At 70.7% G+C, this 17,608-nt stretch carries 11 protein-coding genes; all 11 read left to right on the forward strand.

All coding sequences use genetic code 11. The features are described from left to right. Positions 1-9: 9 nt before the first annotated feature. Positions 10-951: an ABC transporter permease gene (locus tag FRANEAN1_RS02080; RefSeq protein ID WP_012157868.1), complete on the forward strand. Its 942-nt coding sequence runs from the start codon at positions 10-12 to the stop codon at positions 949-951. Further along, positions 948-2,696 (forward strand): dipeptide/oligopeptide/nickel ABC transporter permease/ATP-binding protein, encoded by a 1,749-nt coding sequence (locus FRANEAN1_RS02085; RefSeq protein WP_012157869.1) that lies wholly within the window; start codon positions 948-950, stop codon positions 2,694-2,696. Before FRANEAN1_RS02080 ends, FRANEAN1_RS02085 begins: the two co-directional genes overlap by 4 nt. Before the next feature lies 1 nt (position 2,697). Beyond that, positions 2,698-3,507: an ATP-binding cassette domain-containing protein gene (locus FRANEAN1_RS02090; protein WP_012157870.1), complete on the forward strand. Its 810-nt coding sequence runs from the start codon at positions 2,698-2,700 to the stop codon at positions 3,505-3,507. 30 nt (positions 3,508-3,537) lie between these two features. Beyond that, positions 3,538-6,072 carry an alpha-L-rhamnosidase gene (locus tag FRANEAN1_RS02095; protein ID WP_012157871.1) on the forward strand — a complete coding sequence of 845 codons (2,535 nt, stop codon included), beginning with the start codon at positions 3,538-3,540 and terminating at the stop codon, positions 6,070-6,072. Positions 6,073-6,075: 3 nt separating this feature from the next. Beyond that, a complete protein-coding gene (locus FRANEAN1_RS02100; RefSeq protein ID WP_012157872.1) occupies positions 6,076-7,431 on the forward strand; it encodes a glycoside hydrolase family 43 protein in 1,356 nt (451 codons plus the stop codon). After that, positions 7,428-9,155: a PKD domain-containing protein gene (locus FRANEAN1_RS02105; RefSeq protein WP_012157873.1), complete on the forward strand. Its 1,728-nt coding sequence runs from the start codon at positions 7,428-7,430 to the stop codon at positions 9,153-9,155. Before FRANEAN1_RS02100 ends, FRANEAN1_RS02105 begins: the two co-directional genes overlap by 4 nt. A 9-nt stretch (positions 9,156-9,164) precedes the next feature. Further along, positions 9,165-10,874: a DUF5605 domain-containing protein gene (locus FRANEAN1_RS02110; protein WP_012157874.1), complete on the forward strand. Its 1,710-nt coding sequence runs from the start codon at positions 9,165-9,167 to the stop codon at positions 10,872-10,874. After that, positions 10,874-11,911 carry a family 43 glycosylhydrolase gene (locus tag FRANEAN1_RS02115; protein WP_012157875.1) on the forward strand — a complete coding sequence of 346 codons (1,038 nt, stop codon included), beginning with the start codon at positions 10,874-10,876 and terminating at the stop codon, positions 11,909-11,911. The genes FRANEAN1_RS02110 and FRANEAN1_RS02115 overlap by 1 nt, the downstream gene beginning before the upstream one ends. Then, positions 11,908-14,277 carry a glycoside hydrolase family 3 N-terminal domain-containing protein gene (locus FRANEAN1_RS02120; protein WP_012157876.1) on the forward strand — a complete coding sequence of 790 codons (2,370 nt, stop codon included), beginning with the start codon at positions 11,908-11,910 and terminating at the stop codon, positions 14,275-14,277. Before FRANEAN1_RS02115 ends, FRANEAN1_RS02120 begins: the two co-directional genes overlap by 4 nt. Positions 14,278-14,286: 9 nt before the next feature. Further along, complete coding sequence (locus FRANEAN1_RS02125) at positions 14,287-15,312, forward strand: LacI family DNA-binding transcriptional regulator (protein WP_012157877.1); 1,026 nt, start codon at positions 14,287-14,289, stop codon at positions 15,310-15,312. A 128-nt stretch (positions 15,313-15,440) separates the two neighbouring features. Beyond that, positions 15,441-16,637, forward strand: coding sequence for a multidrug effflux MFS transporter (locus tag FRANEAN1_RS02130; protein ID WP_012157878.1), 1,197 nt, complete (start codon positions 15,441-15,443; stop codon positions 16,635-16,637). The last annotated feature ends 971 nt before the right edge of the window (positions 16,638-17,608 follow it).

The raw sequence follows: 17,608 nt of genomic DNA on the forward strand, positions 1-17,608 counted from the left end.
AGACCTGCGATGATGCTCACGCTGCTGAAGAACCTCGCGCGCTCGCTGGCCGTGCTGCTGGTGGTCACCTTCGCCACGTTCACGCTGATGTTCGGTAACGGGGACGGCATCGCCCGGGCGGTGCTGGGCCTGAACGCCCGGCCGGAGGACGTCCAGCGTGAGGTCGTCACTCTCGGTCTCGACCAGCCGCTGCTGGTGCAGTACTGGCATTGGCTGCGCGACGCGGTCACCGGCGACCTCGGCGAGTCGTTCTACACCGGACAGTCGGTGACCGAGGCGCTCTCGTCGAGGGTGCCGGTCACCCTCGCCCTGGTGATCATCACCCTGCTCCTGGCGGTCGTGCTCAGCGTGCTGCTCGGCGTCACGGCCGCCGTCAAGGGCGGCTGGGTCGACCGTCTCCTGCAGTTCGTGACCGTGCTGGGCACCGCGATCCCGTCGTTCATCATCGCCATCGTCCTGGTCTTCACCTTCGCCATCGCCTGGCGGGTGCTGCCGGCCACCGGCTACGTCACGCCCGAGATCAGCGTCTCGGGCTGGGCGAAGTCGGTGACCCTGCCGGTGCTGGCGCTGCTGGTCGGTGCGGTGGCCAGCGCGGCCGCGCAGTTCCGGACCGCGGTGCTGGACACGCTGGGCCGTGACTACATCCGTACGTTACGGGCCCGCGGGATCAGCGAACGGCACGTGATCTTCCGGCACGTGCTGCGCAACTCCGCCGGACCCGGTCTGACAGTGCTCAGCCTGACCACGCTGGGCCTGCTGGGCGGGGCGGTCTTCGTCGAGCAGGTGTTCGCGCTGCCCGGCATGGGCCAGCTGGCCAACCAGTCGGCCCAGGTCAACGACGTGCCCATGGTGATGGGCACCGTGCTCGTGACGATCGTGATCGTCCTGGTCGTGAACTTCCTCGGTGACCTGGCCACCACTGTGCTGAACCCGAAGGCGAGGATCCGATGACCGCCGAACGGGTAGTGGGCGACACCCGGCGCCGGGTGTTCCGGCAACTCCTGCGCAACCCGCAGGGCGCCGTGTGCCTGGCCTTTCTCGCCCCGGTCGTGCTGGTCGCGGTGACCAGCCAGTGGCTGGCGCCGTACTCGCCGACCGAAACCGACCTCGACGCCACCAACGCCGCGCCGTTCAGCGACGGGCACCTGCTCGGCGGGGACAGCGCCGGCCGCGACATCCTGTCCCGGCTCATGTGGGGCTCGCGGCAGACCGTCCTGGCGTGCGCCATCATCCTGGTGATCTCGCTGGCTGTCGGTGTCACCAGCGGCTTGGTGGCCGGCTTCTATCGTGGGCGGTTCGAGGTCGCGGCGGGCTTCGTCTCCGACGTGGTCATGTCGCTGCCCGGCATCGTTCTGCTGATCGCCCTGTACGCCCTGACCGGCCCGAACATCCCGGCCGCGATGGCCGTCTTCGGCCTGCTGATCGCCCCCACCTACTACCGCCTGGTCCGCAACGTCGTGCTGGGCGTGCGCAACGAGCTCTACGTCGACGCGGCCCGCGTGGCCGGCCTGTCCGACCTGCGGATCGTCGGCCGGCACGTGCTCTGGGCCGTACGGGCGCCGGTCATCATCCAGAGCTCGTTCGTGCTGGCCGCGGGCATCGGCATCGAGGCCGGCGTGTCCTTCCTCGGCCTCGGTGACCCGGCCGGGGCGTCGTGGGGCATCGTGCTGCAGAACTCGTTCAACGGCATCTACAACAACCGGTGGGCCGTGGTCTGGCCGGCGCTGCTGATCAGCCTCACCATCCTGGCCCTGGTGCTGCTCGGCAACGCGCTCAGCGACGTCCTGCAGTCCTCGGCCCGCAGCAAGACACTGTCGCTACGGGCCCGCCGCGCTGCGGTGACGGCGGCGCAGCAGGTCGAGCCGACCGAGGACTCGATCCTCGTCGGGAGCTCCAACGATGTCGTGCTCTCCGTCCGGGGACTGCGGGTCGCCTACCCGATGGCCGGCGGGGAGATCCGGGAGGTAGTGCACGGCGCCGACCTGGATGTGCGGCGCGGCGAGATCCACGGCCTGGTGGGGGAGTCCGGCTCCGGCAAGTCGCAGATCGCCTTCGCCACCCTGGGCCTCCTCCCGCGCGAGGCGCTGGTCCTGGGCGGCAGCGTCCTGCTCGACGGCGAGGATCTGCTGGCCGACGTCGCGAAGATGCGGGCGGCCCGCGGGCGCCGCATCGCGTACGTTCCGCAGGAGCCGATGTCCAATCTGGACCCGTCCTTCACCATCGGCAAACAGTTGACGTACGGGCTGCGCGCGGTAACCACTCTCGACGCGAAACAGGCCCGGGAGCGGATCATCAAATTACTGGTCCGGGTGGGCATCACCGATCCCGAGTGGGTGATGGGCCTGTACCCGCACGAGATCTCGGGTGGCATGGCCCAGCGCGTGCTGATCTGCGGCGCGGTCGCCGCCGACCCGGACGTCATCGTGGCCGACGAGCCCACCACCGCCCTCGACGTCACCGTCCAGGCCGAGGTCCTCGAACTGCTGCGCGAACTGAGCCAGGAGCGCGGTCTGGCCATGATCCTGGTGACCCACAACCTCGGCGTCGTCGCGGATCTGTGCGACACCGTGAGCGTGATGAAGGAAGGAAACATCGTCGAACGCGCCGACGTCGACGCCATCTTCGAGTCCCCGCAACAGGCGTACACCCGGGAACTGCTCTCGTCCTCCCGCAGCGTCGAGCTGATGGAGATCTGACATGACCGATCAACCGCTGCTGCGCGTCCGCGACCTGGTCGTCCGGTTCGCCGGCCGCCGGCGGACCTCGACCACCGTCATCCACGGCGTCTCCTTCGACCTCGCCGCCGGCGAGACCTTGAGCCTGGTCGGCGAGTCCGGCTCGGGCAAGACCACCATCGGGCGGGCCATCCTCGGCCTGGCCCCGGTCAGCGAGGGCACGGTCGAGTTCCGCAGCGAGATCATCAGCAACGTCCCCCGGGCCCGCCGCCGCGAGCTCGCCCGCGACGTGCAGGTCGTCTTCCAGGACCCGTACTCGTCACTCAACCCGTCCATGACGGTCGGCGACATCCTCGTCGAACCGCTCACCACGGCCGGTGTCGAGGGCGGACGCACCCGCGTGAAAGAGCTGTTGGACGCGGTCGGCCTGCCCGCTGACGCGGCGAACCGATACCCGCGGGAGTTCTCCGGCGGGCAGCGCCAGCGGGTGGCCATCGCCCGCGCCCTCGCCCTGGATCCGGCGGTGATCGTCTGCGACGAGCCGTCGAGCGCGCTCGACGTGACCACGCAGGCGCGCGTGTTGCGCCTGTTCCGCGACATCCAGGAGGCGACCGGGGTGGCCTACCTGTTCATCAGCCACGACCTCGGCGTCGTCAACGAGATCAGCGACCGCATCGCCGTCCTGTATCGCGGAGAGATCGTCGAACTCGGTGCGGCGAACCAGGTCGCGACCGCACCGCGGCACGAATACACCCGCCGGCTGCAGATGGCCGCGCCGGTCGCCGACCCGCGCAAGCAGCGCGAGCGGCGCCGGCTGCGCCTGGCCCTCTGACCTTCCACCCCTCGTCACGGGAGTCTCTGCATGGTTCAGCCCTGCGCACCTCGTTTCGAACACCGCACCGAGCCCGGCCCGGTGCTCGGCCTCGGCGCACCAGCCCCCCGGCTCTCCTGGACCGTCACGCGCGCGGAGGAGGGCTGGCGCCAGACGGCCTACGAGGTCCAGGTCGCCGGCAAGGTCTTCACCGTGCGCAGCGCCGAGCAGGTGCTGGTCCCATGGCCGGCCCGGCCGTTGCGCTCACGCGAGCGGGCCGAGGTCAAGGTCCGGGTGGCGTACGGCGATCACTGGAGCCCGTGGAGCGAAGCGGCCACCGTCGAGGCGGGCCTGCTGGACGCGGCCGACTGGACAGCGCGCTTCATCAGCCCGGTCGACCCGGGCGAACGGGCGCCCGTCGTCGTCGGCCACGTCGAGGTGCCCGGGCCGGTCCGCAGCGCTCGGCTGTACGCCACCGCCCACGGCATCTACGTACCGTCGATCAACGGCCGCCGCGTCGACGACACCGTCCTCGCGCCGGGTTGGACATCGTACGAGCACCGGCTGCGCTACCACGTCTACGACGTCACGACCCTGATCCGGCCGGGCGAGAACGTCCTGGAGTTCGTGCTCGGCAACGGCTGGTACCGCGGACGGCTCGGCTGGACCAACCAGCGCGCGATCTACGGCGACCGCCTCGCCCTGCTCGCCCAGCTGGAGATCACCACCTTCGACGGCGCCGTCCGCGTACTGGCGACCGACGGCACCTGGCATGCCCGGCCGAGCGAGGTGCTGGCCGACGACCTGTACGACGGCCAGACGACCGACCTGCGCCCGCACGACGCACCGGCGACCGGCGTCGACATCGTCGAGGGCGATCTGACGCGGCTCGTCGCCCCGGACGGCCCTCCGATCCGGCCGACCAGCGTGCTGCCCGCCCGCAAGGTGTGGACCTCCCCGGCCGGCAAGACGCTCGTCGACTTCGGCCAGAACGCCGTCGGATGGATCCGCCTGCGCGTCCGGGACCTGCCCGCGGGAACGACGGTCGTGGTCCGCCACGCCGAGGTGCTGGAAGACAAGGAACTGGGCACCCGGCCGCTGCGATCGGCCCGCGCCACCGACACCTGGGTGCTGTCGGGCCACGACGAGGTGCTCGAGCCCTCGCTGACGTTGCACGGCTTCCGCTACGCCGAGGTCACCGGAGTGCCGGACCTGCGCGAGCAGGACATCGCGCTGGTCGTCGTCGGCTCGGACCTGCGCCGCACCGGCTGGTTCTCCTCCTCGCACGAACAACTGAACCAGCTGCACGAGAACGTCGTCTGGAGCACCCGCGGCAACTTCGTCGACCTGCCCACCGACTGCCCGCAGCGCGACGAGCGCCTCGGCTGGACCGGCGACATCCAGATCTTCGGGCCGACCGCGACCTTCCTGTACGACACCGCCGGCCTGCTGCGCTCCTGGCTGGCCGACCTGGCCGCCGAGCAGCGCCCCGACGGCTCGGTGCCGCACGTCGTCCCCGAAATCGATCGCGCCCCGGAGTTCCGCACGCCCGCGGCGGCCTGGGGCGACGCCGCCACCGTCGTGCCCTGGACGCTCTACCAGCGCACCGGCGACCTGCAGATGCTCGAACGGCAACTGCCGAGCATGAGCGCCTGGGTCGACAAGGTCGCCGCCCTGGCCGGCCCGGACCGGCTCTGGCGCGGCGGCTTCCAGTTCGGTGACTGGCTCGACCCGACAGCTCCGCCGGAAAACCCCGGCCGGGCCAAGGCCGACCCCGACGTGGTGGCCACCGCCCACTTCGCCCGCTCGTCGTGGATCGTGGCCGAATCGGCCCGCCTGCTCGGCCGGGCCGCCGACGCGGAGAAATACCGCACGCTGACCGACGAGGTACGGGCCGCCTTCGTCCGGGCCTTCGTGACGCCGCAGGGCCGGATCCACTCCGACGCGCAGACCCTGTACGCGCTGGCCATCGAGTGGGATCTGCTGCCGGAGGCGGAGCAGCGCGTGGCGGCCGGGCACCGGCTGGCCGAGCTCGTGCGCGACGGCGGGTTCCACATCGCCACCGGCTTCGTCGGCACGCCACTGGTCTGCGACGCCCTCACCAGCACGGGCCACCTCGACGTCGCGTACCGCCTGTTGTTGCAAACGCAGTGCCCGTCCTGGCTCTACCCGGTCACCATGGGCGCCACCACGGTGTGGGAACGCTGGGACAGCATGCGCCCGGACGGCACCATCAACCCGGGGGAGATGACCTCCTTCAACCACTACGCCCTGGGCGCCGTGGCCGACTGGCTGCACCGCACGGTGGCCGGGCTCGCACCCGCCGCTCCCGGATATCGGCGCCTGCTCGTGCACCCCCGGCTGACGCCGGAGCTCACCGGCGCTGCGGCCACCCATCTGACCCCGTACGGGAAAGCCTCGGTGTCCTGGCTTCGCTCGGCCGGCCACCTGCGGCTCGACGTGCACGTGCCGGTCGGCGCGTCGGCCGAGGTGCACGTGCCGGGCGCGGAGCAGCCCGTGACGGTCGGCCACGGCGACCACCGCTGGCTCGTGGCTGACCCGGTGTCGCGCTCCGAGGGGCGGTGACCGATGCCTGAGCCGATCATTGCGGGCTTCTATCCCGACCCGACGGTCTGCCGAGTCGGTGACGACTATTACCTGGCCCATTCCAGCTTCGAGTACTTTCCCGGCGCGCCGATCTGGCACAGCCGCGACCTGATCCGCTGGACGCAGATCGGCCACATCCTGACCCGCCGCAGCCAGTTCGCCCGCGGCGACTGCCGCCCGTCCTCCGGGCTGTACGCCGGGACGCTGCGGCATCACGACGGGCGTTTCGTCTACGTCACCACGAACGTCAGCGACTTCGACGGCGGCCAGCTGATCGTCACCGCCGACGACCCGGCCGGCCCGTGGAGCGAGCCGGTTCGGGTGCCCGAGGCGATCGGCATCGACCCGGACCTCGCCTGGGACGACGACGGCACGTGCTACCTGAGCTGGAAGGCGATGAGCCTCGCCGACGGCGAGATCGGCATCCGCCAGGCCCCGCTCGACATCTCGTCGGGCAAGTTCCTCGCCCCGGCGTACCCGATCTGGCAGGGCAGCGGACTCGCCGCGGCCGAAGGGCCGCATCTGTACGCCATCGACGGCCTCTGGTACCTGCTGCTCGCCGAGGGCGGCACCGAGCGCGGGCACGCCGTCACCGTCGCGCGCGGCCCGCACCCGTCCGGGCCCTTCGAGGGCTGTGCGGCCAACCCGATCCTGAGCCACCGCAGCACCATCCACCCGGTGCAGAACACCGGCCACGCCGACCTGGTCCGCGCGCCGGGCGGCGGCTGGGCCGCCGTCTATCTGGGTACCCGGCCGCGCGGCTGGACGCCGGGCTTCCACGTCCTGGGCCGGGAGACGTTCCTGGCCGGCATCGACTGGGTGGACGGCTGGCCGGTTTTCGACGAGGACCGCTACCAGGTCCCACCGCTCGACACCGGCTTTACGGAGGTGTTCGGTGACTCACCGCCGCATCTGCGCTGGGTCGCCGACGGCAGCGGCCTGCGGTGCACCCGGGTGCGCGATCTGCGCTGGTCCGCCGAAGCGACGCTCGACGGCCCGGGCCGCTTCGAGGTGCGCATCGACGACCGGCACGCGTACGGCCTGACCCGCCACCACGACCGGGTCGAGGCGACGGCCCGCGTCGGTGACCTCGGCGCCGTCCTCGCCACGCTCCCCGTCGCGGATGGTCACACGGTCCTGCGGATCGAGGCGGTGCCACCGCCGTCACGCGACGCCGGGCCCGACGAGATTGTCCTCTCCGCCGGCTCGCACGAACTCGCCCGCCTCGACGGGCGCTACCTCTCCACCGAAGTCGCGTCCGGGTTCACCGGCCGCATGCTCGCCACCGCCGGACCGCACGTCCGGTCGGTGACCTACCGCCCCCAGGAGCAGCCATGAAAGCTGTCCTGAGCTCTCTCCTTCTCACCGCCGGCCTCATCCTCGTCCCGGCCGGTGCCGCGTCGGCCGCACCGCCCGACTGCGCCGCCGCCACGCCCGGCGGGCCGGTTCAGGTCACGCCCGGCTGTGTCGACCCGCTCTACGCCGACCCTGTCGTCGACAGCGAGCAGGACCTGAGCACCCCGGTCACGCATCGCCGGGTGTCCGGGCACTTCGACGGTACGGGAGTCAAGTTCACGATCTACCTGCCGCCGGCCAGGCAGTGGCAGGGCCGCTTCTTCCAGTACACGTACCCGATCTCGACCGAGAACGCCCTCGACCGGTCGGTCGCCTTCGGGGCCGCCAGCGGCGCGTACACCCTCCAGACCAGCGGCACAGGCGGCTACCGCCACGCCGCCGCGGCCGCGAAGTTCGCCGAGACCGCGGCGGCCGCCTACTACCGGTCCGGGTCCCGGCGAATCTACGGCTACCTGTACGGCCCGTCCGGCGGCTCCTTCCAGACCGTCGGCGCCATCGAGAACACCACCGGAGTGTGGGAGGGCGCGGTCCCGGTCGTGCTCGGCGTGCCCACCTCCATCCCCATCAACTTCTTCGTGCGCGCGCAGGCCCGGATGGTCCTGCGGGACGTGGCCGACCAGATCGCGGACGCCGTACGCCCGGGCGGCTCCGGTAACCCGTACACCGGCCTCACACCGGTGCAGGCGGCGATGCTGCACGAGACCACGAGCCTGGGCGTTCCACTCAAGGCCTGGGCCGACCCTGACTACGTTCTCGGCCTGTCGGCGCCGGACGGCCTGCTCGGCTTCGGCGCCGTGATCAAGCAGCTCGACCCCACGTACGCCGACGACTTCTGGTCCAAGCCCGGCTACCTCGGCACCGAGCAGTCGGCGCTCGGCGACATCGTCCGGGCCGAGCTTGCCCGGACCGGCGACCGCTGGGCCGTCGCCCTGCCCTCCTACTACCGCCACCAGGTCCCGCCGGCGGGCGAGGGTTACGACGTCTTCGACTCGCTGCGCGGCCGCTATCCGCAGCGGCCGTTGCTGGTCGGCCCGGCGATCGCGACCAGCGTCGCCGGCGGCGGCACCTACACCGGCCGGATCAACGGCAAGGTCATCGTGGTCGACAACCTGGTCGACAGCGACGCGTACCCGTGGCACGCCGACTGGTACGCCCGCCGCGTCCAGTCCCCGGGCGACTTCCGCCTGTACTACAACGACAACGCCGACCATCTCGAAGGCCCGGTCACCGGGGCCAAGGCCAGCCGGATCGTCTCGTACGACCCGATCGTGGAGCAGGCGCTGCGCGACCTCGCGGCCTGGGCCGAGCGCGGCGTGCGCCCACCGCAGTCCACGCGTTACACGGTCACCGGCGGCCAGGTGCGCGTCCCGTCGACGGCCGCCCAGCGGCGCGGCATCCAGCCCGTCGTCGACCTCACCGTCCGCGGCCGCGACCGCGTCGACGTCAATGCCGGCGAGAAGGTCGACTTCCGGGCCCAGGTCGCGACACCGCCCGGCGCCGGAAGGATCGTCTCCGCCGGCTGGGACGTCACCGGATCCGGCACCTTCACACCGGCCACCACGGGCTTCACCGCCAGCCACCGGTTCACCGAACCCGGCACCTACTACGTGTCCCTCAAAGTGGCCGCGTCCCGGTCCGGCCACGCGGAGTCGTTCGCCATGGTCGAAAACCTGGATCGGGTCCGCGTCGTCGTCCACCCCCGCTGAGGAGTCTCCATGCTGACGCATTTCATCACCGTCGGGCAGGTGCTCGACGCGCCGGGCGGACGAGACGTACTGGAACGGTTCCTGCCGCAGGCCGTCGACCGCGCCGACGTCCGTGAGCTTCTCGTCCTGTTCTTCCTGCGGGTGACCCCGGGGCTGCGCGATGACGAGCAGGCCAGGGCGGCGTTCTGGGCCGAGATCGACGCGCTGATGGAACCGGTCATTCTCCGGCCGCACGCCGCCGCCATCGCGCCATCGGCGGTCGGCGTATCGGCGCCGCACGCGTCGGCGCCGTGGACCGTCGCAGGCTCACCCACGCGGTGGGGGCTGCTGGAGATCCAGCTGAGCGGTCCGTCGGACGGGAACCCGTTCATCGACGTCGAGCTGACCGCCGAGTTCCGGTGCGGCGAGCGGTCCTGGACGGTCGGCGGCTTCTATGACGGCGACGGAACCTACCGGCTGCGGGCGCTCGCCGAACAGGAGGGGACGTGGCAGTTCGTGACCTCCTCCACGACCCCGGCGCTGGACGGGATCGAGGGCGAGGTGACCGTAGGCCCGGCGGCGCCGGGAGCGCACGGGCCGGTCCGGGTGGACGGCTTCCATTTTGCGTACGCGGACGGAACCCGTTACCGGCCGTGGGGGACCACCGCGTACGCCTGGAACCACCAGGACGACAAGACGCAGGAGCAGACGCTGGAAACGCTGGCCGCGTCGCCCTTCACCAAGCTGCGTATGTGCCTGTTCCCCAAGCATTTCGTCTTCAACAACGCCGAGCCCGTCCAGTTCCCGTTCCCACGGGTCAACGGCTCCTTCGACCACACGCGGTTCGACGTCGAGTTCTTCGCGCGCCTCGACGAGCAGGTTCGCCGTCTCGGTGAACTCGGCATCGAGGCCGACGTCATCCTCTTCCACCCGTACGACAAATGGGGTTTCTCCGATCTGGGACGGGCGGTGGACGAGCGAGTCGTCAGGTACCTCGTGCGGCGCCTGGCCGGCTACGCGCACGTCTGGTTCTCGCTGGCCAACGAGTACGACGCGGTACCCGGCAAGACGATCGCGGACTGGGACCGGATCGGTGAGACCCTCACCGCCGAGGACCCGCACGGGCACCCGGTGTCCATCCACAACTTCATCGAGCACTTCGACCACACCCGGCCGTGGATCACCCACGCCAGCGTCCAGCACGGCCGGGTCGAGGAGGTCACCGGCTGGCGCGAGCGCTGGGGCAAGCCGGTGGTCATCGACGAGACCGGTTACGAGGGCGACCTCGAGTTCGACTGGGGCAACCTGACCGGCGAGGAGATGCTGCGCCGATTCTGGGAAGGCGCGGTGCGCGGCGGTTACGTCGGTCACGGCGAAACGTACTGGAACGCCGAGGAGAGGATCTGGTGGGCGAAGGGCGGTCAGTTGACCGGCACGAGCCCGCGCCGGATCGGCTTCCTGGCCGAGATCGTCGCCGCCTCACCGACCGGTGTGCTCGAGCCTCTACCGTCCGACTACGACCTGCCGTGGGCCGGTGTCCAGGACGAGTACCTGGTCAACTACTACGGCCTCGGCCGGCCGAGGGAGCGTCATATCCTCCTGCCCCCGGGCCGCTGGCACGTTGACGTCCTGGACACCTGGGAGTGCACCGTCGAGCGGCTGCCCGGCACGTACGAAACCCTCGCGGTCGTCCCGCTGCCGGCCAAGCCCTACCAAGCCGTGCGGCTGGTGAAGGCCTGATGCGGACGTCCTTCACGCCCGGCCAGGTCTGGCTCGACACCGACGGCAAGCGGATCCAGGCCCACGGTGGCTCCCTTCTGCACGTCGACGGCACGTTCTACTGGTACGGCGAGAACAAGGAACGCTCGACGCCGGGCAGCGGCATCTGGCACTGGGGAGTCCGCTGCTATTCGTCACCGGACCTCTACAACTGGACCGACCGTGGCCTGATCATCCCGCCCGAGGTGGACGACCCCTCCGCACCACTGCACCCGGCCATGTCGATGGACCGGCCGCATATCCTGCGTCATTCGGGCTCGTGGCGGTACGTCTGCTGGGTCAAGGTCATGTCCCCGGCCGGGCAACGCTCGACGGTCCTCGTGGCGGACGACATTCTGGGCCCGTACCAAATGGTCGGGAAAGATCTGAAGCCCTTGGGCATGAACGCCGGGGACTTCGACCTGGTCGTCGACCCGACCGACGGCAAGGGCTACTACTACTTCGAGCGCGTGCACAGCGAGCTGATCTGTGCCGACCTGACCGACGACTACATCGGCGTCACCGGGTATTACTCCACCCACTTCCCGCTGGTGCAACCGCCGTACGTCCGGGAAGCGCCCGCCTATTTCGCCCGGAACGGCCGGCACTATCTCGTCACCTCGGGCACGACCGGCTACTACCCGAACCCGTCCGAGGTCGCCGTCGCCCCCAGCTACCACGGCCCGTGGACGGTCCTCAACGACCCGCACCCCGGCGACCCGAGCCGTAGTTCCTACCAGTCGCAAATCAGCTCGGTCTTCCGGCACCCGCACAAGCAGGACCTGTACATCGCGCTGGCCGACCGCTGGCTGCCGCGCTACACCGCTTCCAGCGAGGCGGCGATCGCCATGCACGCCGAGCGGTTCGCCCCGTTCGGCGGCCATCACGACGGCCCGTGGTCCGAGCTCACGGAGATCGACACGTCGATCGCCGACTACGTCTGGCTACCCTTCCGGTTCGACGGGGAACGCGCCCTCCTCGACTGGCACGACGAATGGCGTGTGGAGGACTACCCATGAGCCCCACCTGGCGCGACGAGCACCTGGAGGCCGGCCACCGGGCCGAGCTGCTGCTGGCCGAGATGACCACCGCCGAGAAATGCCATCAGCTCACCGCCCGGATGGCGTGGTCGCTGGTGAAGGCCGACGGCACCGACGCCGACGGCGCCGAGGACGTGCTGCGCCATCCGCCCGGGCATGTGGCGCAGCTGATCCTCGACGACCCGGCGCAGTTGGCCGCGATGGTCGGCACGATCCAGAAACAGGTGCTGTCCCGTAGCCGGCTCGGAATTCCGGTGCTCTTCCACGCCGAGGCGCTCAGCGGCTTCCTCAACGGTGGGCACATGGTGTTCCCCTCCGGCACAGGGCTCGCCGCCGGATGGAGCCCCGACCTCGTCGAAGAGATGACCGACCTGATCCGGCGGCAGATGCGCCGCACCGGTCTGATGCACGCGCTGTCACCGGTGCTCGACGTGGCCCTCGACCCGCGGTGGGGACGCGTGCACGAGACGTTCGGTGAGGACCCGTACCTCTGTGCGGCCTTGGGGGTGGCCTATGTGCGCGGCCTGCAGGGGACCGACGTCTCGCAGGGCGTGATGGCCACCGGCAAGCACTTCCTGGGATACGCGGCGCCGCCGGGCGGCCTGAACCTGTCGGCCTTCGAGTCCGGCGCCCGGCGCACGCGTGACCTGTTCGCCTATCCGTTCGAGGCGGCGATTCGCCTGGCCGGGCTGCGGTCGGTGATGAACTCGTACGCCGACGTCGACGGCGTACCCGCCGGGGCCTCGCCGGAGGTGCTGCAGGACCTGCTGCGCGACACGCTCGGCTTCGACGGCTTCGTCTCCTCCGACTACACCACCCTCGAGCAGCTCGTCGACCGGCAGCGGATCGCGAAGGACGCGGCCGAGGCCGGCCGCCTGGCCATCCGGGCCGGGCTCGACGTCGAGATGCCCAATCCGTACGGGTACGGCGACGTGCTCGCCGCCGAGGTCGAGCGCGGGGTCGTCGACGTGCGGCACGTCGACAACTGCGTCCGCCGGGTCCTGCGGGCGAAGTTCGAGGTCGGGCTCTTCGAGCACCCGTACCCGGTGGAGAGCATCGACGTGGCCGCGGCGGCCCGCGAGGGCGCCGACCTGTCGTTGGAGCTGGCCCGGCGCTCGATCGTGCTCGGCCAGAACAACGGCATCCTGCCCCTGACCCCCGGCGGGCTCGACATCGCCGTCATCGGGCCGCACGCCGACGCGCCGACGTTCCAGTTCCCGACCTATACGTACGTGTCGTGGCGCGAGGCCAACGAGGCCGTGATGCGCGGCGAGCTCGGCACCATGAACGGCGCCGAGGAGACCGTGTCGGCCTGGTATTCGGCCCTGTTCGGAGCGTGGGACGGCGACAGCGTGGCTCCCTCGCTGGCGGCTGAGATCGGTGATCACGCCCGCACGGTCCGGGTCGAGCGCGGCTGCACCCTGACCGAGGATCTAGGTTCTCTCGACCCGGCGGTCGAGGCGGCGCGGGCGGCGGACGTCGTCGTGCTGGCGCTGGGCGGGGCGAGCCTGTGGTTCACGGGGGAGCGGACCGAGGGGGAGGCCAGCGACACCGCGGACATCACCCTGCCGGCGGCGCAGGTGCGGCTGGCCGAGGCAGTGGCGGCCACCGGCACCCCGCTGGCGGTCGTGCTCGTGCAGGGCCGGGCCTACGCGCTGCCGAAGGTCATCCAGGACGCCGCGGCCATCGTCGTCGCCCCGTACGCCGGACCGTTCGGCACCCAGGCGATCGCCGACGTGCTCTTCGGCGTGGTCAACCCCTGCGGCAAGATGCCGTACAGCCTGCCCCGGCACAGCGGCCAGATCCCGGTCTACCACCACCAGAAGGCCGGGTCGGGCTACCGCAATCCGTTGCCGCCCAGCGTCTCCCGCCACTATCTCGACCTGGAGGCGACGCCGTTGTGGCCGTTCGCCCATGGGCTGAGCTACACCACGTTCGCGCTGAGCGACCTCGACTGCGGTGCCGACATCGACGCGTACGGCACGGCCCACGTCAGCGCCACCGTCGCCAACACGGGGCCACGGGACGGGGCCACGGTGATGCAGCTCTACCTGCGGGTCAACACCTCACCGGTGACCCGGCCCGCCCAGCAGCTCGCCGGCTTCACCCGGGTCGAGCTGGCCGCCGGCGAGAGCCGCCGCGTCACGTTCGAGATCGACGCCTCGCAACTGGCGTACACCAGTCTCGCCCGCCAGGTGGCGGTCGAGCCGGCCCTGGTGGACGTCTTCGTCGGCCTCGACTCCGACGACCGGTCGCTGGCGGGCTCGTTCGCCGTGGTGGGGTCCGCGCGGGTGGTCGAGGGCGCCGAGCGGTCCTTCCTCTCGCGAGCACGCCCGCACCCATAGGATCGGCGGGTGGTCTCGACGCCGGACAGCCAGGAGGCGCGCCGCGTCACCATCCAGGACGTGGCACGCGAGGCCGGCGTGTCGGTCTCGGCCGTCTCCAAGGTCGTCCGGGACGCGTATGGCGTCAGCGAGGGTATGCGGGAGAAGGTCACCGCCGCCATCGACGCGCTCGGCTACCGCCCGCACACCGGCGCCCGGGCCATGCGCGGCCGCTCGTACTCCGTCGGCGTGATGCTCACCGAGCTGACCTCGCCGTTCCAGCCGCAGATCATCAACGGCATCACGGCACAGTTCGAGCCGACGCCGTACCAGGAGATCCTGATCGCCGCCGGCACCTCGCCCGACCGGCAGAAGCGCAGCATCGAGGCCTTGATCGACCGGCAGGTCGACGGGCTGATCGTCATCGCGCCCTGGATGGAGCAGGCGTGGCTGGAGAAGCTGGGCGCGAGCCTGCCGACGGTCGTGCTGGCCCGGCATGGCGGCTCCGGCACCTTCGACACGATCGTCGGCGACGACTTCGAGGGCGCCCGCCTCATGGTCGACCGCCTGGTGGCCCTCGGGCACCGGCGCATCGTGCACACCAGCCAGCCCTCGGGCGGCCTGGAACGCCCGTACGTCCTGTCGCACACGCCACGGCTCGACGGCTACGAGGAGACGATGCGAAGGCACGGGCTGGAGCCGGACGTCATCGTCACCAGCTACTCGGAAGAAGGCGGATACGAGGCCGCCCGGCAAGCGCTGGCCCGTCCCATCCCGCCGACCGCCATCTTCGCCGGCGCGGACATCGCCGCGCTGGGCGTGCTGCGCGCGGCCGAGGAACTCGGGCTGCGGGTTCCGGAAGACCTCAGCGTCGCCGGGTACGACAATATCTACATGTCGACGATCGGCCGCATCTCGCTGACCACGATCGACCAGTCGGCCCAGCTCACCGGTTCCCGCAGCGCCCGGTTGCTGCTGGAGCGCATCGACGGCCGCACCCAACCGGTGCACTACCTCATCGCGCCGCGCCTGGTGGCTCGCGACACGACCGCCTGACACCTCCTTGACGATGGCTTCCCATACCGCCTACGCTGTTTTGTAGAACGTTGCACGGACTGGCCGGCAACGACCCTCCGGGGGCAGTGCGCAGCCGTTGACCGGCTGCCCGATCGACAAGGGCCCCCGTGAATTCCGCACGCCGCACCCTGCTCGTGCTCGGCTTCCTCGTCGCGCTCGGGCCGTTCACGGTCGACTTCTACATTCCGGCGTTCCCGCTCGTCCAAGCCGACTTCGGCACGAGCGCAGCCGCCGTGCAGCTCACGCTGACGGCCACCACCATCGGCTTCGCGCTGGGCCAGCTGGCCATCGGCCCGTGGAGCGACAGCATCGGGCGGCGCCGGCCCCTGCTGGTGGCCACCGCCCTGCACGTGGCCGGCAGCCTGGGCGTCGCCGCGGCGCCCACCGTCGAAGTCATGCTCGTCTTCCGGCTGCTGCAGGGCGCCGGAGCCGCCGGCAGCGGCGTCGTGGCCCTGGCCATGGTGCGCGACCTCTTCGACGGTGCCCTGTTCGTGCGGATGGCAGCCCGGCTCGCCGTGGTGACCGGGCTCGCGCCGGTTGTCGCACCTTTCGCCGGTTCGCTGATGCTGAGCCACATGTCCTGGCGAGGCTTGTTCGTCTGCATCGCGCTCTACGGCTTGGCGGTGCTCGCCGTCGCGGCGTTCCTGGTCCGGGAGACGGCCCCGTTGGTGCGGCGAGCGGGGGCGCCGCTCGGGCGTTACCGCGTGCTGGTGACGGATCGCGGCTTCGTCGGCGCCGCCCTCGCCGGTGGTCTGCTGGTCTCCAGCGTCTTCACCTACATGAGTTCGTCGTCGTTCCTCTTCCAGGAGACGTACGGCCTCTCCGCCCAGCGGTACAGCCTGGTCTTCGCGGCGAACGCGGTGGGCTTCGTGATCGGGGCGCAGACGTCAGCGCGGCTCGTCACCCGGATCGGGCCGCGGCGGCTGCTCCGATACGTACTGCCCTCGCTCGGCTTCCTCGGCTTCACCCTGCTGCTCGCGGCATTCGCCGGCGAGAACGTGGTGGTGGTGACCTTCGTGACGGCGCTCTACTTCCTCCTGGCAGGCGCCGTCGGGCCCTGCCTGCAGGTGATCGGCATGGCCCCGCACGGGGAGAGGGCCGGAACCGCCGCCGCGCTGATGGGCGCCGCGAACTTCGGCCTGGCCGGCGCGACCGCGCCGGTGGCCGGACTACTCGGCGTCGGCTCGATCGGCCCGATCGGCCTCGTCATGGGGCTGACCATGACGGTCGCGGTGGTTGTCTTCCGGGTGTTGGCCCGCGACCGGCGCGAAGCGCGGGCCGGGGCGCCTTCGCCGGTCCCTTGACGCGCGATCGGTCGCGTCCGATGGGCGAGCGGGTCGACCTGCTGCTCGCCGAGATGACCCTCGACGAGAACCTGGGCCGGTGTTGGGGATCTACGACGTCCTGGTGGAGGCACACCGTGAGCGCATCGGTGAGGAGGCCCGCGGGGTCTGTTGCATCCAGCCGAACCAGCCGATCTTGACCGCAAATCTTCCGGTCTGAAGACCTCTCAGCCTGCCGGCAGGATGCTCGAGAGTGGCCGCGGAGGCCGTCAGCACGCCTGTTCGCGAGAAGATTTACGGTCAAGATCGGCTGCCATCGCTGGATGCAACAGACCCGTCAGGACCGTTGCGGGGCTGCCGCCGCACTGTGCTGAGCAGGGTGAGGTTGACCGGTTCGCGACCGTGCCCGGGTAGGAGTTGTAGGTGGTGGCGATCTGCGGTTTGAGATCCGTGTCGGCGGACAGAACCGTCCACAATACGAACCACTACCCGAACATCGTGGCGCCGTGCATCTCGCTCGACACCTAGACATTCCAAGCCGCCTACCTGCGGATTCATCGCGCTGAACCTAGCTCCGGCCGCGTCTTGCCCGGCTGCATACCGCCCGCAGCCCGGGCAAGGGATCCGTACCAGCGCGACCGTCGGACCACCAATCGACACGCGTCCCCCATGAAACCCATGGCAGGGCAACGAAGTGGTCACGAGGGGACTGTTCCAAGATCTTGAAACAGTCCCCTACTCCCCTAGACGAGGCGGAGCCGCGGTCGGGTGTCCGTGTCGGTACGGCCGAGTAGCAGGCGGAGTCTGGGAAGGGTGCAGGCTCGCCGCAGCCGTCTGACCAGCAGATGCCCCGGCCCCTGGCATGCCCCGCCTTCGCCGGACGCAACAGAGCCCTCTCGGACAACGGGCGCTGCCGGTGCAACAGTGCCGTCACGACTGATCAGGATCCGCGGTGCCGGACTCCGCCGATGCAACAGGCTTCCGACGGTAGA

Origin of the sequence: Parafrankia sp. EAN1pec (genome assembly GCF_000018005.1) — a bacterium.
GTDB classification, from domain to species: Bacteria; Actinomycetota; Actinomycetes; order Frankiales; family Frankiaceae; genus Parafrankia; species Parafrankia soli.